Genomic DNA, 25,925 nt, shown 5'->3' with positions numbered 1-25,925 from the left:
CTTACGCCGAGAGGCGCGTGACGGACACCACATCGAGGTCGAGGGTGACGTCCGGCGGTGGCGCGGTCCCGGTGACGACGGCGGCCCCGAGCGCGGCCAGCGCGGGCGCGGACTCGATCCCGGACCCGCCCTGACCGGCGAAGAAGTGGAAGCCGGGATGCTCCGGCCACGCCCCGACGACGGGCGCGCGGTCCGGCACGAACGAGCGCAGCCCGGCCCAGGCGGTGCGCACCGAGTGCAGCGGCAACGTGGTCGCGGCACGCACCCGGTCCAGGGCGAGCGCGACGTCGAGCTCGTCCGGCCGGGCGTCACCGGGCTCGGCGGGGGTCTCGTCGGCCGGGGAGACGAGCACCGCGCCGGCCTCGGCCTTGAGGTAGAAGCGCTCGCCCACGTCGACGACCATCGGCAGCGGCGTTGCGGACGGCCCGTGCAGCACCGACGGGTCCGGCACGGGGCAGACGGCGATCGTGCGCCGGTGCGGCACCAGCCCGATCCCGGGCACGCCCGCGCGGGCCGCGACGACGTCGGTCCAGGCACCGGCCGCGTCGACGATCCCGGCGGCGGTGACGTGGTGCGTCCCGGCCGCGATCCGCCAGCCCGCGCCGTCCCGGGTGATCGTCTCCACGGGGGCGCCGCGCAGCACCGTCCCACCGCGGCGACGCAGTCCGCGCAGGTAGCCGGCGTGCAGGGCGATCGCGTCGGCGTCGGCCGCGGCCTCGGTGAGCGCGGCCGCCCGGGGCGTGCGCAGCACCGGGCAGCGCTCGACGGCCTCGGCCACCGGCAGCGGGACCGGTGCACCCGGCTCGCCGGCCTGCTCGGCGAGCACGGCGTCCATCGCCGCCTCGCCGTCGTCGTCGACGGCCACCCAGAGCACCCCGCGCGGGGTGAGCAGCGGCGGGGTGCCCAGCTCGTCGGCGAGGGCGACGAAGCGGGGGCCGCTGGCGGTGATCAGGGCGCGGAACGGGCCGGAGCCGTGGCCGGGGACGTAGGTCGCGGCGGAGCGGGCCGTCGAGTGCAGCGGCAGGTCGGGCTCGGCCTCGATCAGGGTGACGCGCCGGGTCGCGGCGAGCTCGTAGGCGATCGAGACGCCCGCGATGCCGCCGCCGACCACGGCGATGTCGGTGCTGTTCCGGCCGCTGGTCACGGGCCCACCGTAATTCGGTGGCGACGTCCGCCCGACGCGGTCTACCTTCTCGCCCATGCGGATTTTCTTCCTCTGAGCAGCCGGGGGCGTCCTGTCCCCGACCGTCGGCCGCCTCCTGTGCGCGCCGACCGCTCACACGCCGTCCTGATCCGACCGCGCGCGGTCCGGGCTCGTCTCCCCGTCGAGCCGTACGACCGCGCCGTCGGGACCCGGTGACGTCCGCCCCGCTCCTGCGCGGGAGCCCACGTACCCGGAGCCCGGGCCGCGCGCCCTTCCCCTTCGTGGAGGTCCGTATGCGACACCGTTCGTCCGCACGCCCGTCCGTGACCGCCGTCCCGGCCGTCCCGTCCGTCTCTCTCACCTCGGACGGTCCGACCATCTCGGCCGTGGCGACCACCGACCGTCCGGTCAACCGCGCCGAACGCCGCGCCGCGGCACGCGGGCGGGACCTGCCGGCTGACGCCGGTGGCCCGTCCGCGTCCCGCACGTCCGGTCCGCGCAGCTCGGGTCCCGGTGTGCAGTCGAAGCCGGCGCACACCCGCCTGGACTTCGCGGCCCGCAAGAGCGGCTGATCACCCCGCACGCGGGGTGGGACGACGTCGGTGTCGCTGCGCCCGTGGCGCAGCGACATGAGCGTCGTCTCACCCCGTGGCCTGTGCCCGCCCGCTGCGGCGTGCCAGGGTGACCGGGTGTCGATCTCCGGTGCGCACGCCCCCGCGGTCACGGTCTGGTGGGCCCACCCGCTCGACCCGGACGCCCACCCGGGCCTGGTCTCGGTGCTCGACGCGCACGAGCGCGAGCGGATGGCGGCACTGCGCCAGGAGGCCGACCGCGCCCGCTACCTCGCCGCGCACGCGCTGACCCGGATCGTGCTGGGCGAGCACCTGGGTGTCGACCCGGCCGCGGTGCTCCTGGACCGGACCTGCCGGTGCGGGCAGCAGCACGGCAAGCCCCGCCTGGCCCAGCGGCCGGACTCCCCCGGGTTCTCGCTGACCCACTCCGGGAGCCTGGTCGGCGTCGCGCTCGGGCCGGGGCCGGTCGGCGTCGACGTGGAGCACCGGCGCAGCCTGACGTCGCTGGAGGGGCTGGCCGAGCACGTCCTGTCCCCGGCCGAACGCGGCGGGCCGGCGCTCGACACGACGACGTTCCTGGTCACCTGGACCCGCAAGGAGGCCCTGCTCAAGGCCACCGGCGACGGCCTGTCCAGCCCGATGGACGCGATCACGCTGAGCGGTCCGCACGAGGCACCCCGGGTGCACGCCTGGGTCGGCGAGCCGCGCGGACCGATGTGGCTGGCCGACCTGAGCACCCCCGAGCCCGACCACCCGGCCGCGCTGGCCGGGTTCGGCGACGCGGCACCGGCCGTCACGACGGCCGACGGGGACGCGGTCCTCGCGGGCTGAGTGCACCGGCCGTCCCGCGGGCGGCCCACCGGCGACTCGGCTCTCCCGCCGAGGCCCGCGCGAAAGTGTCGGTGCCCGGGGCGACAATGGGACCGTGGCCGATGCAGCGCGCTGGGTCCTGCACCTGGACATGGACGCGTTCTTCGCCTCGGTCGAGCAGCTGACCCGCCCGACGCTGGCCGACCGCCCGGTCCTCGTCGGCGGGGCAGGCCCGCGCGGTGTGGTCGCCGGGGCCAGCTACCAGGCCCGGGTGTACGGGGCCCGGTCGGCGATGCCGATGGGCCAGGCCCGCCGGCGCTGCCCGCACGCGACGGTGCTGCCACCTCGGTTCGCGCTCTACCAGGCGCTGTCCCGCGAGGTGATGGACGTCCTGCGGGCGGCGAGCCCGGTGTTCGAGCCGGTCTCGGTGGACGAGGCGTTCCTCGAGCCGCCGGACCTCGCCGGCGCCGACCCGGAGACCGTCACCGCGTTCTGTGTCGAGCTGCGCCGGGCCGTCCGGGAGCGGACGGGGCTGCCGGCCTCGGTCGGGGCCGGGTCGGGCAAGCAGCTGGCGAAGATCGCCTCCGAGCTGGCCAAGCCGGACGGGCTGCGGGTGATCCCGGCCGCCGACCAGGACGCCGTGCTGGCCCCGCTGCCGGTGCGCTCGCTGTGGGGCATCGGGCCGGTGTCCGGGGAGGCGCTGCGCAAGGTCGGGATCGACACCATCGGCAAGCTCGCCGCCACCGACGCGCGCGAGGTCGTCGGGCTGCTCGGCTCCGCGATGGGCTCCGAGCTGCACCGACTGGCCCGCGGCGTCGACGACCGTCCGGTCGCCCCGCGCGGCGCGGCCAAGCAGATCAGCGCCGAGACCACGTTCGAGACCGACCTCACCGCGATGACCGCCGTGCACACGGCGGTGGAGAAGATCACCGCCGCGGTGCACCGGAGGCTGCTGGCCGACGGCCGCGCGGCCCGCACCGTCACCGTCAAGGCCCGGACCGCGGACTTCACGACCACCACCCGCTCGGAGACGACGGCGTTCGCCAGCCGGGAGCTCTCGACGCTGGCGGCGATGGCGCGCCGGCTGGCCGACACCGCCGTCGGGGAGGGCGGGGTGCGCCTGCTCGGGGTGTCGGTGTCGGGGTTCAGCGACGCGCCGCCGCTGGCGCTGTTCGACGCCGTCCCGTCCGCGCAGGGCTGGACGGCGGCACCGGTGGCCGCGCCGCCCCCGGCCGGGGAGCCCCTGCCGATCCCGTCCGGGGTCGCCGTCGACGATCCCGCGGAGCTCGAGGTCGACGCCGTGGACGGCCCGGACGGCCTGGACGTCGTGACCTCGGACGACCCGGCGATCCGCGTCGGCACGGGACCCACCCGGCCCGACGCCGACGACGCGCCCGACCCCGACCGTCCGTGGCGGGCCGGGGACGACGTCCACCACGCCGAGCACGGGCACGGGTGGGTCCAGGGCAGCGGGCACGGCCGGGTCACCGTCCGGTTCGAGACCCGCGAGACCGGGCCGGGCCCGGCCCGCACGATGGCCGCCGACGACCCCGCCCTGTCCCGAGCCGAGCCCCTCCTGAGCTGGCGAAGCCTGGGCGAAACTGGCGATAGGCTTACCTAATTCGTTCGGCTACTGTTTGGGCGTTTGGTTCCTTCCCCCGAGAGGCCACGCCCGTGATCCCGAGACTCCTACGCCTGGCCACGGCGGCCGCCGCCGTCGTCGCCCTCACCGTGGGTTGCAGTTCCGGCGGGGGCACCGACGCCCCCGCCGCGCAGGCGCCCACCGGGGACACGTTCCCGGTGACCGTCGCACACAAGCTCGGCAGCACCGTCATCCCGGCCGCACCGCAGCGGGTCGTCACGGTCGGGCTGCGCGACCACGACTTCGTGCTCGCCCTGGGCGTGAAGCCGGTCGGCGTCGCCGAGTGGTATCCCGAGCTCAAGGGCGGTATCGGGCCGTGGGCCCGGGAGGCGATGGGGCCGGAGAACCCGCCGGTCGTGGCGACCATCGACGCGGTGAACATCGAGGCCGTCGCCGCCCAGTCGCCGGACCTGATCATCTCCGTGTACGGCGCGGCCGACAAGGCCGTCTACGACAAGCTCTCCCAGATCGCGCCGACCGTGGCCGCGCCGGAGGGCACCGAGGACTACGCGCTGTCCTGGCAGCAGGAGCTCGACCAGGTCGGCAAGGCCCTCGGCCGCAGCGCGCAGGCGAGAACCCTCACCGCCGACACCGAGAGGAAGCTCGCCGACGCGAAGGCCGCGCACCCGGAGTTCGCCGGGAAGTCCGCGATCTACGGCGGGCTCGGCGGCGAGCCGGGCGCCTACACCTCCACCGACCAGCGGGGCCGGTTCCTGACCTCGCTCGGGTTCCGGATCCCGGAGTCGGTGGACAAGCTGGCCACCGCCGAGGAGGCCTACTTCGTCGGGATCAGCAAGGAGAACTACCGCGAGTTCGACACCGACGTCGCGGTGCTGATCGGCGACACGGCGGACCCGGCGGCCGCGGTCCGGGCCGAGCCGCTCTACGGTCGGCTCGCCAACGTCACCCAGGGCCGGGCGTTGTTCCTCGACGAGCTCAACGGCGCATGGTCGGCGGCGCTGTCCTACGACAGCCCGCTGAGCCTGCCGTACGTGGTCGACGGGTTCGTCCCCGCGCTGGGTGCGGCCGCGGACGGGAACCCCGCCACGGCGGTCCCGGCCGAGCCGTCGCTGGCCACGGCGAACGCGGCGAACGCGGGCTGACCGTTCCCGCACGTCACGGCTCCGGACGTCACAGCTCCGGACGTCACAGCTCCGCACCTCACGACCCGCACGTCACAGAGCCCCGGCCCGTTCTCGGGCCGGGGCTCTGTCGTGCCCGGGGGTCAGCCCCGGGCGCCGAGCAGGGCCAGCACCGCCCGTCGCCAGTCGCGGGCCAGGCCGGTCACCCATCCCTCGTCGAGCAGCTCGCCCGCCCAGGCCCACTGCGCGCTCAGCTCCGGACCGCCCGGCAGGTCGGCGACCATCACCGTCACCGACAGCGCGTGCCCGAGCGGCATGTCCGGGTCCATCGCGACCTCGGCCGCCTCCTCCTCGCCGGCGACCGGCTCCCACGCGGCCGGGTCTCCACCCCCGCCGACCCCACCACCGTCCCCGCCGTAGGAGAACCGGCCCAGGTAGTTGAACTCGATCTCCGGTGAGCCGAGCGCGGCCAGCACCGGACCGGTGGCGGGGTGCAGGTGGCGCAGCATCCCGTAGCCGAGACCGCCGTCGGGGATCGCGGCGCGGGCGTCACGCACCCGGGCGACCGCGCGTACCGCGGACGCCGGGTCCCGCTCGACGCCGGCCAGGGTCTCCGGGCCGGTGCCGGCCCGCAGCGGGTGCACCCCGGTGAACCAGCCGACCGTGCCGGAGAGCCGGGCACCGGGCACGACCTGCTCCTCCCGCCCGTGGCCCTCCAGGTCGACCAGCACGCCGCCGCCGGCGGGCGCACCGGTCCGGTGCTCGCCGACGGCCAGGGCGAGCGCGGCGAGCAGGACGTCGTCGACGCCCGCCCGCAGCGCCGCGGTGACCGGGCCGAGCAGCGCCGCCGTGGCCGCGGGCGGCAGCGTGACCCGCAGGTCCCGCTCGGTCGCCACGGTGTCGCGCGCCGGGTCCCGCGGGCGGCGCAGCGGCAGGTCCGGACCGCCTCCGTCGGCGGACGGGCCGCCCAGCACGCCCGTCCAGAGCTCCAGCTCCGTCTCCCGCGCGGGCGTCGCCCCGGCCAGTCCCCACGCCCAGGCCCCGAACGGGGTCCCGGGCGTGTCCGGCACGGTCGCCGGGCCGCCCGCGCGGTGGGAGTCCCAGGCCGCGGCCAGGTCGGCGGGCAGCACCCGCCAGGACACCCCGTCGACGACCAGGTGGTGCAGGCACAGCAGCAGCCGTCCCGGGCGGTCCGGGCCGGCGTCGAAGAAGACGACGCGGGTCATCACCCCGGCCTCGGGGTCGAGGGCGTCGCGGGCCGCCGACGCGTGCTCGGTGATAAGGGCGCGCCGCGTCGCCGCGTCGCACCCGGCGACCTCGACCCGCCGCACCCAGCCGCTCACGTCGGGCTCGGCCGGGATCTGCAGCGACCACCGGTCCCGACCGGCGGGCACCCGCGGTCCCTCCCGCACGAGCCGCGCGCCCAGCACCTCGTGCCGCGCGGCGAGGCCGGCGACGAGGGCGTGCAGGGTCGGCTCGTCCAGGCCCGCGGGGGTCGCCAGCAGGGCGACCTGGTGGTAGCGGTCGAACGGATCGCCGAGCTCGCGCAGGTCGTGCATCACCGGCGTCAGCGGCACCGTGCCGGTGCCCGACCGGTCCGCGGTCCGGGGTGCGGCGTCGGTGTCGAGGGCGGTCGCGACCCCGGCCAGCGCGGCCGGGGTGCGGGCGGTGAACACCTGGCGCGGCGTCACGAGCAGCCCGGCCGCCCGCGCCCGCCCGACGAGCGCCATCGCGACGATGCTGTCCCCGCCCAGGTCGAAGAAGTCGTCGTCGGCACCGACCCGCGGCAGCTCCAGCACCGCGGCGACGACCGCGCACAGCGCCGTCTCCCGCTCGGTGCGCGGCTCCCGCCCGGTCGCCCGCGGACGCGGTGCCGGCAGCGCGGCCCGGTCGAGCTTGCCGTTGGCCAGCACCGGCAGCCGCTCCATCACCACGACGGCGGTGGGCACCATGTGCTCGGGCAGCAGCGTCGCGACGTGCGCGCGCAGCCGGTCCGGGTCGGGCTCCGACGCCCCGGGCACCGGCTCGACGTGCGCGACCAGCATCGGGCGCGGGCCGGGTGCGACGCCGGCCACCGCCCGTCCGACGTCGGGGTGGGTCTGCAGCGCGGCCGCGACCTCGCCCGGCTCCACCCGGTGCCCGCGGATCTTGACCTGTTCGTCGGCGCGGCCCCGGTAGTGCAGCAGCCCGTCCTCGTCGTAGGAGGCGAGGTCACCGGTGCGGTACATCCGCTCCCCCGCCGCCCACGGGTCGGCCACGAACCGCTCCGCCGTCGCACCGGACCGGCCCCGGTAGCCCCGCGCCAGCCCGGCCCCGCCCAGGTACAGCTCGCCCGTCGCGCCCGGCGGCACCGGACGCAGGCCGCTGTCGAGCACGTAGGCCCGGGCGTGCGCGACCGGGCGCCCGACGACCGGGGTCTCCGACCACCCGACCGGCGCGACCAGGGCGTCCACCGTCGCCTCGGTGGGTCCGTAGAAGTTCAGCGCGGTCGTCGCGGGCAGGGCGCGCAGGCGTTCCCACAGCCCCGGCCCGACGGCCTCGCCGCCGAAGCCGAGCACCGCCGGGCCCGGGGTCCCCGGCGCGCACAGCCCGGCGTCGAGCAGCCGGTCCAGGTGCGACGGGGTGAGCTCGACGAAGTCGGCGTCGCGCAGCAGCGCGACCATCGCGTCCGGGTCGGCGCGCACCTGCTCGTCGACGACGTGCACGCAGTGCCCGTCGAGCAGCCACAGCTGCGGCTGCCAGGACGCGTCGAAGGAGAACGACCACGCGTGCGCCACCCGCAGGTGACGTCGCCCGGTCGCCCGCCGGGCCGGCAGGTGCACCTGCTCGCGGTGGCTGGCGAACAGGTTCACCAGCCCGCCGTGGGTGACCACCACGCCCTTCGGCTCACCGGTCGAGCCGGACGTGTGGATCACGTACGCGGGGTGCCCGGGCCGCAGCGGGGCGGTCCGGTCGGCGTCGGTCAGCGGACCGGTACCGGCGGTGCCCCCGAGCGGCCCGGCCCGGTGAACGGCGAGGTCGACGGCGAGGTCGAGGTCGAGGTCGAGCACCGGGACCCCGTCCGCCGGTACCCCGGCCGGGGCCGTGGTGACCAGCAGCATCGGCGCGGCGTCGGCGAGCACCGCGCGCAGCCGCTGCGGCGGGTAGGCCGGGTCCAGCGGCAGGTAGGCCGCGCCCGCCTCCAGCACGGCCAGGATCGCGGCCAGCGCGTGCGCGGTGCGCGGCAACGCCACAGCGACCACCCGCTCCGGGCCGGCACCCCGCTCGACGAGCACCCGGGCCAGCGCGGTGACCCGCGCCGAGAGCTCGGCGAAGGTCCAGGAGACGGCGTCGTCCCCGGTCCCGGAGACGACGGCGAGCGCATCCGGCGTGGCCGCGGCCTGCGCCGCGAACAGCGACGCCACCGTCTCCGGTGCGGTGCGGACCGCGCCCGGGCCGGGAGTGACCGGGCCGGGGGTGACCGGGGCCGGGTCGATCCACCGGGCCGTGTCGTTCCACTCCACCAGCACCCGGTGCCGCTCGGCGGCGTCGAGGACGTCGACGGTGCCGACCGGCCGGTCCGGGTCCTGCGCCCACGCCGTCAGCAGCGCGAGCATCCCGCGGCCGAAGCGGGCCGCGGCGGCGTCGGTGAACAGGTCCGGGCGGTACTCGGCGGTCAGCCGGACCGCCTCGACGGGCGTGGTCTCCGAGCCCTCGACCTCCACCTCCCACGTCAGCGGGTAGTGCGTGGCGTCGACGGCGTCGCGCTCGCGCAGCACCAGACCGGCCGAGGGCGCCGGGTCACCGCCGGGGTAGGACTCGAACACCATCAGGGTGTCGAACAGCTCCCCCACCCCGCCCTGCCGGGTGATCTCCGGCAGGCCCAGGTGCTGGTGGTCTCCCAGCTCGGTCACCCCGTGCTGGATCCGGGCCAGGACGGCCGAGAACGGCTCGTCCGGGCGGATCCGGGCGCGCACCGGCACGGTGGTGATGAACAGCCCCACCATCGACTCGGCGCCGTCGAGCTCGGCCGGGCGCCCGGACACCGTCGCCCCGAACACGACGTCGTCGCGCCCGGAGAGCCGTCCGAGCAGCACCGCCCACGCGCCCTGGACCAGGGTGTTCAGCGTCAGCCCGCGTTCGCGGGCCAGCTCGGCGAGACGCCCGGCGAGCCCCGGCGGGGTGCCGACGGTGTGCCGGCGCGGGGTCATCGGCTCGCGCACCGGGTCGGCCGGGGCGAGCCGGGTCGGCTCGGCGAGGCCGTGGAGGTACCCGGCCCACGCCGTGCGTGCGCTGTCCCGGTCGCGCGCACCGAGCCAGGCCAGGTAGTCGCGGTAGGACGGTGCCGGTGCGAGCGCGGACGGGTCGCCGTCGTGGGCGTGCAGCGCGGAGAGGTCGGCCAGCAGTGGCGCGGTCGACCAGCCGTCGAGCAGCAGGTGGTGGTGCGAGACGAGCAGCCGGTGCCGCTGCGGGCCGAACCGGGCCAGCACCGCCCGGACGAGCGGGGCCGCGGCCGGGTCGATCCGGCGGCGCTCGGCCGCGGACTCGCGGTCCCAGCTCGCCTCCGGGTCCGGGTCGGCGGTCAGGTCCAGCTCCCGCCACGGCACCCCCACCGGCGGCCCGACGAGCGCCACCGGGCGACCGGAGGCGAGGAACCGGAACGCGCCGCGCAGCTGCGGGTGGCGCACCAGCAGCCCGTCGACGCTGCGGCGCAGCCGGTCCGGCGAGAGCGGGCCGTCCAGGTCGAGGGAGAACTGCACCGTGTAGACGTCGGTGTCGGCGCCGGTCTCGAGCAGGGCCTGGAACAGCAGACCGGCCTGCAGCGGCGCGAGCGGCAGCACGTCGGTCAGCTCGGGAGCGAGCGCGGCGACCTCGGCCGCCTCGCCCGGGTCCAGCCGCAGCGCGGTCAGCTCCACCGCGGCCGGGGTGTCCGGGACGATCCCGGCGACGGCGGCCAGCCCGGCCGCGCTGCGGTGCCGGAACACCTCCCGCGGCGTGATCACCAGGCCGGCCGCGCGGGCCCGCCCGACCAGCCGCATCGCGACGATGCTGTCCCCGCCGAGGGCGAAGAAGTCGTCGTCGACGCCGACGAGCTCCAGCCCGAGGACCTCGGCCAGCACCGCGCACAGGACACGCTCGCGCGGGGTGCGCCCGGCGCCGCCGGTCGTCGCCGCGGCGAGGTCCGGCGCGGGCAGCGCCGCCCGGTCGAGCTTGCCCGCGACCCCGCGCGGCAGCGCGGCGAGCACGACGACGACCGACGGCACCATCGCCGCGGGCAGGTGCGCCGCCGCGTGCCGGCGCACGGCCTCCGGGTCCGGCGCGGTCGATCCGGGGGGGCTCCCGGCAGGGCCCCGGCCAGGGGTGACGTAGCCGACCAGGCGACGCACACCGGGCACGTCCTCGCGCACCACCACCGCCGCCGAGCCGACACCCGGGACGTCGCCCAGCACGGCCTCCACCTCGCCCGGCTCTATCCGCACGCCGTGCAGGGAGAGCTGGTCGTCGGCGCGCCCGAGCAGGCGCAGCGACCCGTCGCGGTTCCAGGCGGCGAGGTCGCCGGTGCGGTACATGCGCTCCCCCGGCGCCGTCGGGTCGGCGACGAAGCGTTCCGCGGTGGCGCCGGGCCGGTCGCGGTAGCCGCGGGTCACGCCCGCGCCGCCGAGGTGGAGCTCGCCGGTGACGCCGGCGGGCACCGGCTGCAGGCGGTCGTCGAGGACCAGCACGCGGGTGCCGGGCAGGCGGTACGGCTCGCGCCCGCCGTCCGGAGTGGCGGTCCAGCCGTGGGAGTCGACCGTCGTCTCGGTCGGGCCGTAGAGGTCGAACAGCCGCACGCCGGTCGCTGCCAGCTGCGACCACAGCCGATCGTCGGTGGCCTCGCCGCCGAGCACGACCGTGCCCGGGCGGTGCCCGCCGGCGGCGAGCAGCCCGTGCCCGAGCAGCTCGCGCAGGTGCGTCGGGGTCATGTCCAGGACGTCGATCCGGCGCGCCGCGACCGCGGCGACGAACGCGACCGGGTCGGTGTGGTCGTCGAGCACGTGCAGCTCGTGCCCGGCGACGAGCCAGAGCAGCGGGTCCCAGGAGGCGTCGAACGTGAACGACGCGGCGTGCAGCACCCGCCGCGGCGTCGTGCCCGCCTCGGGGATCAGCCGCCCGCGGTGCGCGGCCAGCAGCGCGGCCAGCGCGCCGTGGGTGCCGGTGACGCCCTTCGGACGGCCGGTGGACCCGGATGTGTGGATCACGTACGCGGCCTGGGCGGGGTGGGGCGTCGGCGGTGCCGCGCCCGCGTGTCCGGCGGTATCGACGCCGGCCGGGTCGAGGCGTCCGGCGGTCGGCGGCATCCCGGCCGGGGCGGGCTCGCCGTCGGGTGCCAGCCACAGGACCGGGGCGACGTCGGAGAGCAGCCGGGCGGTGCGCTCCGGCGGGGCGGCCGGGTCCAGTGGCAGGTAGGCCGCCCCGGCGCGCAGCACGCCGAGGATCGCCGGCACCGTCGCGGACCGGGGCAGCGACAGCGCGACGACGGTCTCCGGCCCGGCGCCCCGGGCCCGCAGCGCCGCGGCCAGCGCGGCGGTGGACTCCTCCAGCTCGGCGAAGGTCCAGCTCCGGGCGCCGGTGACGAGCGCGGTCGCGGCGGGTGTCCGGGCGGCCGACGCCGCGAACGCCGTGGTCACCGGCTCGGGGGTCGTGGGGACGGGAGCGAGGGGCACGCCGCCCCACTCGTGCAGGACCCGCTCGCGCTCCCCGGGCGCGAACACGGGGATCGACCCGATCGGCGCGTCCGGGTCGGCGACGACGGCGGCCAGGATCCGGCGCAGCCGCTCGCCCAGCGACCGTGCGGTGGCCTCGTCGACCATGTCGGTGCGGTACTCCACGGCGCCGGTGAGCCCGTCCGGGCCCTCGACGACGTCGAAGGACAGGTCGAACTTCGCGGTCCGCTCGGACACCGGCTCGGGCCGGTCGGTGAGGCCGGGAAGGTCCAGCCGCGACACCGTCCCACCGGCCGGCAGGTGGACGACCATCACCTGGAACAGCGGGTGCCGGGCCAGCGACCGGGGCGGGTTCAGCGCCTCGACCACCTGCTCGAACGGGACCTCCTGGTGCGAGAACGCGGCCAGGTCGGTGTCGCGGACCCGGGCCAGCAGCGCGGCGAACGTCGGGTCACCGGAGGTGTCGGTGCGCAGCACCAGGGTGTTGAGGAAGAACCCGACGAGGTCGTCGACCCCGTCGCGCCCGCGCCCGGCGATCGGGCTGCCCAGCGGCAGGTCGGTCCCGGCACCCATGCGGGTGAGCAGGGTCGCCACCGCGGCCTGGACCAGCATGAACATGCTGACCCCGCGGTCACGGGCCAGTGCGGCCATCGCCGCGCCGAGCTCCGGTTCGAGCGTGAACCCGACGGTCGCGCCACGGTGGTCGGACTCGGCCGGGCGGGCCCGGTCGACCGGCAGCGCCAGCTCGGCCGGGGCGCCGGCGAGGGTCTCGCGCCAGAACGCGAGACCGCGCGCCAGCGGCGACGCCGCGTCCCGGGCGTCGCCGAGACGCTCCCGCTGCCACCGGGCGACGTCGGCGTACTGCACCGGCAACGGCGCGGCCGAGGGCGCCCGGCCGTCCCGGCGGGCGGTGTAGGCCTCGCGCAGGTCCCGGGTCAGCGGGCCGTCGGACCACTCGTCGGCGGCGATGTGGTGCACCAGCAGGAGCAGGACGTGGCTCGTGCCGGGCCTGCCGGTCGGCCTACTCGGCGGGCTGTCGGGCGGGCTGCCGGGCGAGCCGGTCCGGAGCAGGTGGGCCCGCACCGGGATCTCGGCGTCCAGGGCGAACGCGTACCCGGCCAGGTCGGCCAGGCGGGTGGGCAGCGCGGCGTCGGTGACGGTCTCGACGGCCAGTGGCACCGGGCCGGGCTCGCGCACGACCTGGTGCGCCTGTCCCTCGTGCTCGGCGATGACGGTGCGCAGCACCTCGTGCCGGGCGACGACGTCGGCCAGCGCGGCGGTCAGCGCGTCGACGTCGAGGTCGCCGTCGATCCGCCACGCCATCGGCACCGTGTAGGTCGCGCTCGGGCCCTCGACCCGGTGCAGCGCCCACAGCCGCTGCTGGGCGAACGAGAGCGGCGGGCGCTCCGGACGCGGGCCCGCGACCAGCGGCAGGCCCTCCGGGGCGGCACCGGCGGCGTCGACGGCCGCGGCGAGCCCGGCGACGGTCGGTGTGTCGAAGACCGCGCGCAGGCCCAGCTCCGCCCCGAGCACGGCGCGGATCCGCCCGACCAGGCGCATCACCAGCAGCGAGTGCCCGCCGAGGGCGAAGAAGTCGTCGCCGGCACCGACCCGCTCGCGCCCCAGGACGGCGGCGACGATCCCGGCCACCGCCCGCTCGGTGGCGGTCTCCGGTTCCCGCCCGGCCGTGCCGGACAGGGGGCCCGGCAGGGGGTCCGGCAGGGGGTCCGGCAGGGGGTCCGGCAGGGCGGCCCGGTCGAGCTTGCCCGCGGTAGTGCGCGGCAGCGCCGGCACGGCCACGACGACGCCGGGCACCAGGTGCCCGGGCAGAACCTCGGCCAGCGCGCGGCGGATGCCGGTGACCGGGGCGCCGTCGTCCGGCACGACGTGGGCGACGAGCCGGGTGCCGCGTACGAGCACCGCGGCGGCCACGACGCCCGGCAGCGCGAGCAGCGCCGCCTCCACCTCGCCCGGCTCGATCCGCAGGCCGCGCAGCGACACCTGGTCGTCGGTGCGGCCGAGGAGCTCGAGGGTGCCGTCGGCGAGGCGGCGGGCCCGGTCCCCGGTCCGGTAGAGACGCCCGCCCGGCGTCCACGGGTCGGCGACGAACCGCGCCGCGGTCTGCCCCGGGCGCCCGGCGTAGCCGCGGGCCAGGCCCGGGCCGGACAGGTACAGCTCGCCGGGCACCCCGACCCCGGCCGGGATCAGGGCGTCGTCGAGCACCGTGGCGCGGATCCCGGCGACCGGCCCCGGCCGGGCCGGGCGGCCCTCCGACGGGCCGTGCCATCCGTAGGCGTCGACCGCGCACTCGGTCGGCCCGTACAGGTCGTGCACGACCGTGCCGTCGCCCAGCGAGCACAGCCGCGCCCACAGCGACGGGGGGCACGCCTCGCCGCCGACCGCGACGACACCCGGACGGCGCCGTCCGTCGTCGAGGAAACCGAGCGACTCCAGCTCGGCGAGGTAGGTCGGGGTGAGGTCGACGAAGTCGATCGCGGCGTCGTCGAGCACGCGCAGCGCCGCCTCCGGGTCGAGTGCGGTCGTCTCGTCGGCGACGTGAAGCTCGTGCCCGGCGAGCAGCCACAGCAGCGGCTCCCAGGACCCGTCGAACGTGAACGGCGCCAGGTGCACCGCGCGCAGCCGCCCGCCACGTGACGACGCCGCGGCCCGGGAGGCGGCCGGTCCGATCAGGTCGCGCCGGTGCGAGGCGAGCAGGTTCGCCAGCCCGCGGTGGGTGCCGACGACGCCCTTGGGCGCCCCGGTGGAGCCGGAGGTGTAGATCAGGTAGGCGGCGCCGTCGGGGTGCACCGCGACCGGCCCGGCGGGGGCCGCCGGGGTGTCCACCGGGACCGACCGCGTGCCCGGCGACGTGCCCGGCGCGGTCAGCACCAGGACGGGCGCGGCGTCGTCGAGCAGCGCGGCGGTGCGGGCGGCCGGGCTGCGAGGGTCCAGCGGCAGGTAGGCCGCGCCCGCGGCGAGCACGCCGAGGATCGCCGGCACCATCGCCGCCCGCGGCAGCGCCAGGCCGACGACGTCGCCGGCACCGGCGCCGTGCGCGGCGACGAGACCGGCGATCCGGCCCACCTCGCGCTCCAGCTCGGCGAACGTGAGCGCGCCGGCGCCGGTGACCAGCGCCGTCCCGCCGGCGTGGGCGGCCGCGACGGCGGCGAACGCCTCCGGCACGCACGGCCCGGTGACCGGGTCCCCGGCCGGGGCCGGGTCGAGGTCGGACCCGGCGCGCACGTCGATCGTCCGCAGTGCGGCGTCCGGGTCGGCGGCGACGGCGTCGAGCAGCACGGCGAACCGCGCGGCCAGCCGGCGCGCGGTGGACCGGTCGGCGCGGTCGGCGGAGTACTCCAGGTGCAGCGTCAGCGAGCCGTCGTCGGCGCGGTCGACGACGGTGAAGTCCAGGTCGAACTTCGCCGTCGAGTGCGGCAGCGGGTACCAGCTCGCGTCCATCCCGAGCAGCGCGTCCTGCGCCCCGGTGCGGTGCTGGTAGCCGAGCATCACCTGGAACAGCGGGTTGCGCCCGGCCGCCCGCGGCGGCGCGACCGCCTCCACGACCTGCTCGAACGGCACGTCCTGGCGGGAGAACGCGGCCAGGTCCGCGGTCCGGACCCGGTCGAGCAGCGTGCGGAAGCCGGGCGTCCCGGACAGGTCGGTGCGCAGCACGACGGTGTTGACGAAGAACCCGACGAGGTCGTCGAGCGCCGGGTCGGTGCGCCCCGCGACCGGGGCGCCGAGCGGCATGTCGTCGCCCGCGCCGAGACGGTGCAGCAGTGCCGCCACCGCGGCCTGCACGACCATGAACATGCTGGTGCCGGTGGACGCGGCGAGCGCGCGCAGCCGGGTCACCGTGGCGGGGTCCAGCGCGGTCGTCACGATCCCGCCCCGCCCCGACGGGCGCGACGGCCGCGGACGGTCCAGCGGCAGCTCCACCTCCACCGGCAGCCCGGCCAGCGTCTCCCGCCAGTGGTCCAGCTGCTCCGGGGCCAGCGCGGTGAGCAGGTCGCGCTGCCACAGCGTGGCGTCGGCGTACTGCACCGGCAGCGGTGCGAGCTCGGGTGCGCGGCCGTGGCGTCGCGCGGTGTAGGCGGCGGTCAGGTCGGCCAGGAACGGCCGGTCCGACCACTCGTCGGTGGCGACGTGGTGCAGCACCAGGGCGAGGACGTGCTCGTCGGCACCCGTGCGCCAGACCGCGACCCGCAGCGGGATCTCCCGGGCCAGGTCGAACGGCGCCTCGATCAGCGCCGTCAGGTCACCGCCGGGCTCACCGTCGGCGACGGCGAAGGGCACCTGAGGCGCGTCGAGCACCAGCTGGTGGCGCTCCCCGCCGTCCTCCCCCGGGACCGCGCCGGACCACGGGAACACCGTGCGCAGCGACTCGTGGCGGGCGACGACATCGTGCACCGCCGCGCGCAGGGCGTCGACGTCGAACGCGCCGCGCAGCCGGTAGACCAGCGGGAACGTGTACGCGGTGCCGGGCGCGTCGATGCCCTCGACGAGCAGCAGCCGCTGCTGGGCGAACGAGAGCGGCAGCAGCGCCGGGCGCAGCGCCGGCACCAGCGGCGGGCGCACCGCGGCGCCCGGGGTGACCCGGCGGGCCAGCTGCTCCGGCGTCGGCGCCTCGAACAGGTCGCGGATGGCCAGCTCGGCGGCGAGCGCGGTCCGGGCCCGGCCGACGAGACGGGTGGCGAGCAGGGAGTGCCCGCCGAGGTCGAAGAAGTCGTCGGTCACGCCGACCCCGGGCACGCCCAGCACCTCGGAGAACAGCGCGCAGAGCACCTCCTCGGCCTCGCCCTCCGGCGGGCGGCTCGGGCCGCGGCGCAGCGCCGGCTCGGGGTCGGGCAGCGCGGCGGTGTCGAGCTTGCCGTTCGCGGTCAACGGCAGTCCGGGCAGCGCGACCAGCGACGACGGCACCATGTAGTCCGGGAGCCGCCGGGCCAGCTCCGCCCGCAGCGCGGCGACCAGCGCCCCGGCCGCGCGACCGGCCGACGGGTCGTTCGTGCGGGGCTCGCGCTCGGTCACCGGCCCGGCGGGCAGGTGCAGCGCCACCGGCGTCTCCGGTCCGCGGGTGAACACCGCATCCACCGCTCCGGGCACCGAGAACGTCACCGCGACCCGGTAGCCCAGCGACGCGCCCAGCTCGTGCAGCTCCTCCTGCTCCAGCGCCCCGGGCACGGGGGTGTCGAGCAGCCCGCGGGCGCGGGCGACCGGCTCACCGGCGTCCAGCGCCGCGGCGGCCGCGCACTCCCCGGCCAGGCGGGCGTCCGGGATCCGGGCGACGCGCAGCAGCGGCGGGCGCTGGGTGCCCAGGTGCTCGGCGAGGGCGTCCAGGTCGCCGACCGGCATCCCCCACAGCAGCGCGGGCGCGTCGTCGACGGCGACGGTGCCGTCTCCTCCCTTGCGGAACACCACGTCGTAGCGGTGCCGGGTCAGCTCGTCGTGCGAACGTCCGCGGCGGGTGCGCACCGACACCGTCACGTCGTCGCGCGCGGCGGCGAGGTCGGCGAAGAACTCGGGCGCGGCGAGGAGCTCCTTCTCCATCTCCACGGCCCGGGCGGCGGCGCGGGCGACCGCGTCCGGCCCGTCCGGGCCGGCGGCCCGGCGCAGCTCGATCGCGGCGCGGAAGGTGGGCAGCAGGCCCAGGTGCCGGACGTCGCCGACGAGCAGCGCTCCCCCGGGCACGAGCAGGTCCAGCGCGCCGTGCAGCACCCGGGCCAGGTAGTCCGCCCCCGGGAAGTACTGCACCACCGAGTTGATCACGACGGTGTCGAAGTAGTCCCGCGGCAGACCGTCGAGGTCGTGCGCGGGCCGCGCCAGCAGCTCGACGCCGGAGAACCGCTCCGGGTCCGCGGCGACGTCGGCGCGCAGCTTCGCGATCACCGGCGCGGCCAGGTCGGTGGCCCAGTAGGACTCGGCCTCCGGGGCGATCCGGCCCATCAGCAGGCCAGTGCCGACGCCGATCTCGAGCACCCGCCGCGGCGCGAGCTCGCGGATCCGGGCGACGGTCGCCTCCCGCCACTCCTGCATCTGCGCGAGCGGGATCGGGTCGCCGTCGTAGCTCGACGTCCACCCCGCGAAGTCGACGGCGGCGTCGCCGTCGGTGGCCGCCGCCGTCGGGATCCCGGTGTACTCCTCGGAGTAGACCTGTTCCCAATCCGCGACCTGCTCGGCCTCGAGGGCGGCGCGCGCGGCGTCGTCCGGCGGGACCGGGACGACGTAGCCGACCAGGCGCTTCGTGGCCGCGCCCGAGCGGGAGTCGTCGACGGCGACGACGGCGGAGCGGGCCACGCCGGGCTGGGCGTCGAGGACCGCGGCCACCTCGCCCGGCTCGACGCGGTAGCCGCGGATCTTCACCTGGTCGTCGGTGCGGCCCAGGAAGTCGATGATCCCGGCGTCCGGGCCGTCGGCCGGGCGGCGCCGGACCAGGTCGCCGGTGCGGTACATCCGCTGCCCCGGCGTCCACGGGTCGGCGACGAACCGCTCGGCGGTCGGGCCGGGGCGGCGCAGGTAGCCGCGCGCCAGGCCGGTGCCGGCGATGTAGAGCTCGCCGGGGACGCCGTCGGGGACCGGGCGCATCCAGGCGTCGAGCACGTGCGCGCGGGTGGCGCGGATCGGCCGTCCGACGGTCGGCGCGGCGCTGTCGGTGGTGCCGCCGCCGAGGGTGTTGATCGTGTACTCGGTCGGGCCGTAGAGGTTGTAGCCCAGGACGCCGTCGGTGTCGCGCAGCCGGTTCCACACCGCGTCGGAGACGGCCTCGCCGCCGAGCAGCACCAGCGGCGGGCGGTGCCGCCCCGGGCCGTCGTCGAGGAGACCGGCGTCGAACAGGTGGTGGGCGTAGGTCGGGGTCACGTTGACGACGTCGATCGCGTGGGCGTCGCAGTAGGCGACCAGCGCCTCGGCGTCGCGGCGCAGCTCCTCGTCGCAGACGTGCACCTCGTGGCCCTCGACGAGCCAGAGCAGCTCCTCCCAGGACATGTCGAACGCGAACGAGACGGTGTGCGCGATCCGCAGCCGCCGGTTCCCGGCCGCGGCGATCGCCGGGGCGAAGATCTCGGTGCGGTGGTTGATCTGCATGTTCGTCAGGCCCCGGTAGGGCGTGACGACGGCCTTGGGCCGCCCGGTCGAGCCGGAGGTGTAGATGACGTAGGCCGGGAACTCCAGACGGTCGGGGTTGCCCCGGGCGAAGCGGCCCAGCTCGTCGTCGGTGGGCGCGCCGGACGGCAGCGCGGCCAGCTCGGCGCGCACGTCCGCGTCGTCGAGGCACACGGCCGGGACCTGCGCCGCGGCGAGCGACGCCGCGGTCGCGGACACGGTGAGCAGGCAGGCCGGTTCGGCGTCGTCGAGCATCGAGACCAGGCGCGGGGCAGGGTGGTCGAGCTCCAGCGGCAGGTAGGCCGCGCCGGTGCGCAGCACCGCGAACAGCGCCACCACTATCTCCGCCGAGCGCGGCAGCGCCAGCGCCACCAGGCGCTCGGGCCCGGCGCCGCGGGCGAGCAGCAGCCGCGCGACGCGGTCGACGGCGGCGTCGAGCTCGGCGTAGGTCAAGACCGCGTCGCCGTCGACGAGCGCGGTCAGCTCCGGGGTGCGGGCGGCCTGCACGGCCAGCAGGTCGGCGACGGTGTCCGGGGTGGGCAACGCCGGCAGCGGCTCCGGGCGGGGGCGCTCACCGGGCAGCAGCGGGTCGAGGCGGGCGACCGGCCGGGTCACGTCGTCGAGGAGCTGCCCGACCAGCGCCACGGTGCGGGCGAGGTAGGCGTCGGCGACCGCGTCGCCGACGGCGTCCGGGCGGTGCCCGAGGGCCAGGGTGAACCGCTCGCCGGGGGTGACGACGAGGTTCAGCGGGTAGTGCGTGGCGTCGCGGTTGGCGGTGGCGGTGACGCCGAGGGCGCGCAGGGCCGCACGTTGCGGCTCGTCGGCGCCGCGCATCACGAACAGCGTGTCGAACAGGCGGCGGTGCCCGGACACGCGCTGGATCTCCCCCAGCCCGACGTACTCGTGCTCGGCCAGCGCGACGCGCTCGTCCTGCACCCGGGTCAGCAGCTCCAGCACGGTCTCGGCCGGGCGCGGGGTGACCCGGGCCGGCACGGTGTTGAGGAACAGCCCGATCGTGTCCTCGACGCCGGGGACCTGCGCCGGGCGCCCGGCCACGGCGGTGCCGAACACGACGTCGGTGCGCCCGAGCGCGGTGGCCAGGACCAGGCCCCACGCGGTGGAGAACACGGTGTTCGCGGTGAGCCCGTGCCGCTGCGCGAGGGTGCGCAGCCGGGCCCCGGTCGGGGCCGGCAGCGTCGCCTCGACCGTGCGGGTGGGGCGGATCGCGGGGACGGCGAGCGGGTCGACCAGCGTCGGCTCGGTGACCCCGGCCAGCGCGTCGCGCCAGGCGGCGGCCCCGGCCCCGGCCGGGCGCTCGGCCAGCCAGGCGAGGTAGCCGGTGTAGGAGCCGGGGACCTCCGACGCGGGCAGCTCGCCGTGGCGGTGGTGGGTGAGCAGGCCGATCAGGAACAGCCACGCCGACCAGCCGTCCCAGAGCAGCAGGTGCCGGTGCACCACCAGCCGGTCGGTCCCGCCCAGGTGCACGACGGTCAGGCGGAACAGCGGCGGCCGGTCCAGGTCGAAGCGGGTGGCGCGGTCGGTCGCCATCAGCTCCTCGAGACGCGCGTCGCGCTCGGGGGCGGGCAGCGTCGAGAGGTCGACCTCGGTGACCGGCGGCTCCAGCCGGGCCGGCACGAACTGGACGGGCCCGGGCAGGCCGTCGTCGGTGAACCCGGCGCGCACGCTCGGGTGCGCCGCCAGCACGGCCGCGCAGGCGGCGCGCAGCCGCTCGACGTCGATCCGGCCGTCGAGGTCGACGGCCTCCTGCACGGTGTAGGCGTCGGCCGCGCCCGTGGCGTCGAATCCGGCGTGGAAGAACAGTCCGTCCTGCAGCGGCGACAGCGGCCAGACGTGCGCGACCTCGCCGCCGGCGACGCGGGTGACCTGGGCCAGCACGGCCTCCGTCGGGGGCGCGAGCGCGGCCGGGGCCGCGGAGGCGGCGGTGCCGGTGTCGAGCGCGGCGTCGAGCAGGGCCGCCACCCCGGCCGGGGTGCGGCCGTCGAACACCTCGCGCACGCCGACCGCGAGACCGGCCCGCCGGGCCCGTCCGGACACCCCGATCGAGGTGATGCTGTCGCCGCCGAGGGCGAAGAAGTCGTCGTCGGGCCCGCAGCTCTCCCGGCCCAGGACCTCGGCGAACACCGTGCACAGGACGTGCTCGGCGGGCGAGGCCGGTTCCCGCGCCGGGGCTCCGGCGGTGTCGTGGCGCCCGGCGCGCGGCGCGGGCAGCGCGGCCCGGTCGAGCTTGCCCGACGACGTCACCGGCAGGTCGTCGAGGACGACGAACGCACCCGGCACCATCGCCGCAGGCAGGGTCGCCGACAGGTGCTCGGACAGCACCTCGGGCGACGGCTGCGACCCGGCCGCGGCGACCACGTAGGCCACCAGGACCGGGGCGGGCCCGTCGGTGCGCAGGACGACCGCGGCGCGCGCCAGGTCCGGGTGCGCGCCCAGCGTGGCCTCGATCTCGCCCGGCTCGACCCGGTTGCCGCGGATCTTGACCTGGAAGTCGCTGCGGCCCAGGTACTCCAGCTCCCCCGCGGCCGGGCCGTCCGGGATCGTGCGCACCAGGTCGCCGGTGCGGTACATCCGTTCCCCCGGCGACCACGGGTCGGCCACGAACCGGTCCGCGGTCAGCCCCGGGCGGGACAGGTAGCCGCGCGCGAGCTGGACCCCGGCCAGGTAGAGCTCGCCGGTGACGCCGTCGGGCACCGGGCGCAGGGCGCCGTCGAGCACGCGCAGCGTCGTGTTCCACACCGGGGCGCCGATCGGGACCGACGCGCCCGTCTCCCCGGCGCACCGGTGGGCGGTGACGTCGACGGCGGCCTCGGTCGGTCCGTAGAGGTTGTGCAGCGCGACGCCGGTGAGGGCGTCGAAGCGGCGGGCCGCTGAGGCGGGCAGCGCCTCGCCGCTGGAGAACACCCGGCGCAGGCTCGCCGACCAGCCCGGTTCCAGGCCGGGGGCCGCGTCGAGGAACGCGCCGAGCATCGACGGGACGAAGTGCAGCGTGGTGATCGCCCGTTCGCGGACGACCTCGGCCAGGTAGGCGGGGTCGCGGTGCCCGCCGGGGCGGGCCATCACGACCGCGGCGCCCTCGCACAGCGCCCAGAAGAACTCCCACACCGACACGTCAAACGTGGCCGGGGTCTTCTGCAGCACCCGGTCCCCCGGGCCGAGCGGGAACGTGTCCTGCATCCACGCCAGCCGGTTCACGATCGCGCGGTGGCCGACCACGACGCCCTTGGGCCGCCCGGTCGAGCCGGACGTGTAGATCACGTAGGCGGCGTCGTCCGGGCCGGCCGCGCGGACCGGGACCGGCGGAGCGGGCGGGTGCCCGCCGTCGGCCCCTCCGTCGACCCCTCCGTCGACCCCTCCGTCGACGTCGACGACGGTGACCCCGTCCAGACCGTCCGGGACCGGGCCGGACACGACCACGAGGTCGACGCCGGCGTCGGCGAGCACGGCCGCGGTGCGTTCGGCCGGGTGCTCGGGGTCCAGCGGCAGGTAGGCCGCGCCGGAGCCCAGCACGCCGAGCAGGGCGACCATCAGCCCGACCGAGCGCGGCACGGCCACCCCGACCACCCGGTCCGGCCCGGCGCCGAGCGCGGCGAGGCGCCCGGCCAGCAGGTCGGCGCGCCGGGACAGCGCAGCGTGGTCGAGCTCGGAGTGCTCGTCGGCGACGGCGAGGGCGTGCGGGTCGCGCGCGGCGCCGGCCCGGATCCGGTCGAGCAGCGTCTGCGCGGGCAGCTCGCGGGTCTCCCCGGACACGCCGGGCGCGGCGCCGAACCCGACCGAGGCCACGGTCGCGGCCGGGTCCGCCGCGACGGCGTCGAGCACCCGGACCAGGTCGTCGAGCACCAGGCGGGCGGCGGCGTCCGGGAGCAGCGCGGCGTCGTGCTTGAGGGTCAGCCCGAGGCGCGCGCCGGGGTCGGCGAGCACGGCGACCGGGTAGTGCACCGCGTCGAGGACCTCGACGTGGCGCACCCGCAGCCCGGTCCCGGGTCCACCGTCGCGCGGGTAGTTCTCCACCACCAGCAGCGTGTCGAACAGCTCGGCGCCACCCGCGTCGCGCTGGACGTCGGCGAGCGGGGCCTGCTGGTGGTCCAGCAGCGCGGTGCGGGCGTCCTGCAGCCGGCGGGCCACCGCGGCGAGCGTGTCGCCCGGCGCCCAGCGCGCCCGGACCGGCAGCGTGTTGATGAACAGCCCGACCGCGGACTCGATGCCGGTGACCGGCGCGTCGCGGCCGGAGACGCTGAGCCCGAACACGACGTCGTCGCGCCCGGTCATCCGGCCCAGCACCAGCCCCCACGCCGCCTGCAGCAGCGCGCTCACGGTGACCCCGGCCTCCCGGGCCGCCGCGTGCAGACCGGCGGTGCGGGCGTCGTCCAGCTCGGCGCGCAGCGCGGCGTGCACCTCGCCGGACCCCGAGGACACCGCGGGCCGAGCCCCCGCCACCGGGACGAGGGCGGGGACCAGCAGGGTCGGCTCGTCGAACCCGGCCAGCTCCGCCCGCCACGCCGCCCGGGCGGCATCGGTGTCGCGACCGTCGAGCCAGCCGAACCAGTCCCGCAGGGCCGCGGTGTCGGCGTCGGGTGCGACCGGGCCGGCGGTGCCGTCGCGGTGTGCCTCGTGGCGCTCGAGCAGCTCGTCGATCACCAGCACCACCGACCAGCCGTCCAGCACGATGTGCGGGAACGTCAGGACGAGCCGGTCGCCGTCGTCGAGACGCGCCAGCGTGACGCGCAGCAGCGGGGGCTCGGCGAGGTCGAATCGCCGCTCACGGTCGGCGCGCAGCAGCGCCGCCAGCCGCTCCGGGCCGTCCGCGCCGGTCAGGTCGTGCTCCGCCACGTCCGCACCGGAGGCGGCGAGGGGGCGCGGGGACCAGACGACGCGGCCGTCGTCGTGCGCGGTGAACGACGCCCGCAGCTGCGGGTGCGCGGACAGGACGTCGGTCACGGCGGCGCGCAGCGGCGCGGTACCCACCCGGTCCGGGCCCAGCGTGAGGACCTCCTGGAGCAGGTAGACATCCGGGCCGCCGGCGTCGAGCGCGGCGTGGAAGTAGAAGCCCTGCTGCAGCGGCGAGACCGGATGGGTCCCGGCGTCGCCGGTGGCCCGGCGCCGCCCCGATCTGCGGCCGGCCGCGCTCTCGGTCACGACCCCGGCCAGCTCCTGCACCGTCGGGTGCTCGAAGAGCCGGCGCGGGGTGAACCGCAGGCCCGACTCCCGGGCGCGCCGGGCGAGCGCGATCGAGCTGATCGAGTCGCCGCCGAGGGCGAAGAAGTCGTCGTCGACACCGATCCCCGGCAGGTCCAGCACCTCGGCGAACAGCGCCGTCAGCAGCTCCTCGCGCGGCGTCGACGGGCGGCGGCCGGAGACCTGCGCGGCCAGGTCGGGCGCGGGCAGCGCGGCGCGGTCGATCTTGCCCGAGGGCAGGACGGGCAGCGCGGGCAGCGCCACCAGCGCGGGCATCATGTAGTCGGGCAGGCGATGCGTCAGGTGGGCCCGCACGTCCGCGACGAGCCCCGCCCCGCCGGCGCCGGGGACCAGGTACGCGACGAGCGTGCGGCGGCCCGGCCGGTCCTCGCGCACCTGCACCGTCGCCTGGGCGACGCCCGGGTGGGCGCGCACCGCCGCCTCCACCTCGCCGGGCTCCACCCGGTACCCGCGGATCTTGACCTGGTCGTCGACCCGGCCGAGGAAGTGCAGGTCGCCGTGCTCGTCGCGGCGCACGACGTCACCGGTGCGGTAGAGCCGTCCGCCCCGGCCCCACGGGTCGGCGACGAACCGCTGCGCGGTCAGCCCGGGCAGCCCCAGGTAGCCGCGGGCCAGGCCGTCGCCGCCCAGGTACAGCTCCCCCGCCGTGCCGTCGGCGACCGGCTGCAGGCGGTCGTCGAGGACGTGGGCGGTGGTCATCGGGTCCGCGACGCCGATCGGGACCGACGAGCCGCGCAGCCGGTCCGGGTGCGCCTCGCCGAGGGTCGAGTTCACGGTCGCCTCGGTGGGCCCGTAGGCGTTGAACATCCGCCGCCCGCGGCCCCAGCGGCGCACCAGCTCCGGGTCCACCCGCTCGGTGCCGGCCAGCAGCGTCGCCGGGGGCAGGGTCAGCCCGGCCGGGATCGCCGCCAGCAGCGCCGGCGGCAGGATCATGAACGTGACCCCGTGCCGGTGCGCGTACTCGGTCAGCTCCGGCCCGGGGACCCGCCGCTCCGAGGGCACCACGACCAGGCGGCCACCCGAGAGCAGGCCCAGGCACAGGTCCCAGAACGCGACGTCGAACCCGGGCGAGGCGAACTGCAGGACCCGGCTGTGCGGGCCCACCCCGAACCGCTCGACCTGCGTGGCGATCAGCTTCGCCACGCCGGAGTGGGTGACGACGACGCCCTTGGGACGCCCGGTCGAGCCGGACGTGTAGATCACGTACGCGGCGTCGCGGACGTCCGGGCCCGGCTCCGGCGTCCCGGGGTCCGGCTCCCGGTCGGGCACGCCCGGCTCGTCGAGGGCCAGCACCGGGAGTCCCGCCGGCACGTGCCCGGCCAGCGCCGCGGTCTCCGCGGCGGTGGAGACGACCACGACGGGACGGGCGTCGTCGAGCATCGCCGCGATCCGCGGGCCCGGGTGGTCCAGGTCGACCGGCAGGTACGCCGCCCCCGACCGCAGCACCGCCACCTGCGCCACGATCATCTCCACCGAGCGCGGCAGCGCCAGCGCCACCACCCGGTCCGGGCCCGCGCCGCGCCCGCGCAGCACGTGCGCGAGCCGCGCCGACGCCGCGTCGAGCTCGGCGTAGGTGAGCTCGACGTCCTCCATCACCAGGGCGACAGCGCCGGGGTCGCGGCGCACCTGCTCGGCGAACAGGGCGGGCCAGGTGGCGGCGGACGAACGGTCGTGCGGCAT

Annotated in this window: 6 protein-coding genes; 4 read left to right on the top strand and 2 right to left on the bottom strand. The window is 77.4% G+C overall.

Annotation, left to right across the window (positions count from 1 at the left end):
• Position 1: 1 nt before the first annotated feature.
• The gene (locus EV383_RS09770) at positions 2-1,144 is read right to left on the bottom strand and encodes an NAD(P)/FAD-dependent oxidoreductase (RefSeq protein WP_165438293.1); all 1,143 of its coding nucleotides are present in this window, start codon (positions 1,142-1,144) and stop codon (positions 2-4) included.
• A 386-nt stretch (positions 1,145-1,530) separates the two neighbouring features.
• On the opposite strand from EV383_RS09770, the gene EV383_RS09765 reads away from it, so the two are divergent.
• The 4 genes from EV383_RS09765 (at position 1,531) to EV383_RS09750 (ending at position 5,271) form a co-directional block, all read left to right on the top strand.
• Entirely contained in the window at positions 1,531-1,716 is a 186-nt protein-coding gene (locus tag EV383_RS09765) for a hypothetical protein (protein WP_130289621.1), read from the top strand.
• 117 nt (positions 1,717-1,833) lie between these two features.
• Positions 1,834-2,547: a 4'-phosphopantetheinyl transferase family protein gene (locus EV383_RS09760; protein ID WP_242622994.1), complete on the top strand. Its 714-nt coding sequence runs from the start codon at positions 1,834-1,836 to the stop codon at positions 2,545-2,547.
• Positions 2,548-2,641: 94 nt separating this feature from the next.
• A complete protein-coding gene (locus EV383_RS09755) occupies positions 2,642-4,147 on the top strand; it encodes a DNA polymerase IV (RefSeq protein ID WP_278044821.1) in 1,506 nt (501 codons plus the stop codon).
• A 53-nt stretch (positions 4,148-4,200) separates the two neighbouring features.
• Positions 4,201-5,271 (top strand): iron-siderophore ABC transporter substrate-binding protein, encoded by a 1,071-nt coding sequence (locus tag EV383_RS09750; protein WP_165438292.1) that lies wholly within the window; start codon positions 4,201-4,203, stop codon positions 5,269-5,271.
• Between the two features lie 122 nt (positions 5,272-5,393).
• On the opposite strand, the gene EV383_RS09745 is transcribed toward EV383_RS09750, so the two are convergent.
• A complete protein-coding gene (locus EV383_RS09745) occupies positions 5,394-25,925 on the bottom strand; it encodes a non-ribosomal peptide synthetase (protein WP_130289619.1) in 20,532 nt (6,843 codons plus the stop codon).

The sequence above is a fragment of the Pseudonocardia sediminis genome (assembly GCF_004217185.1).
GTDB lineage: Bacteria > Actinomycetota > Actinomycetes > Mycobacteriales > Pseudonocardiaceae > Pseudonocardia > Pseudonocardia sediminis.
This window is presented reverse-complemented; position numbering and strand designations above follow the sequence as displayed.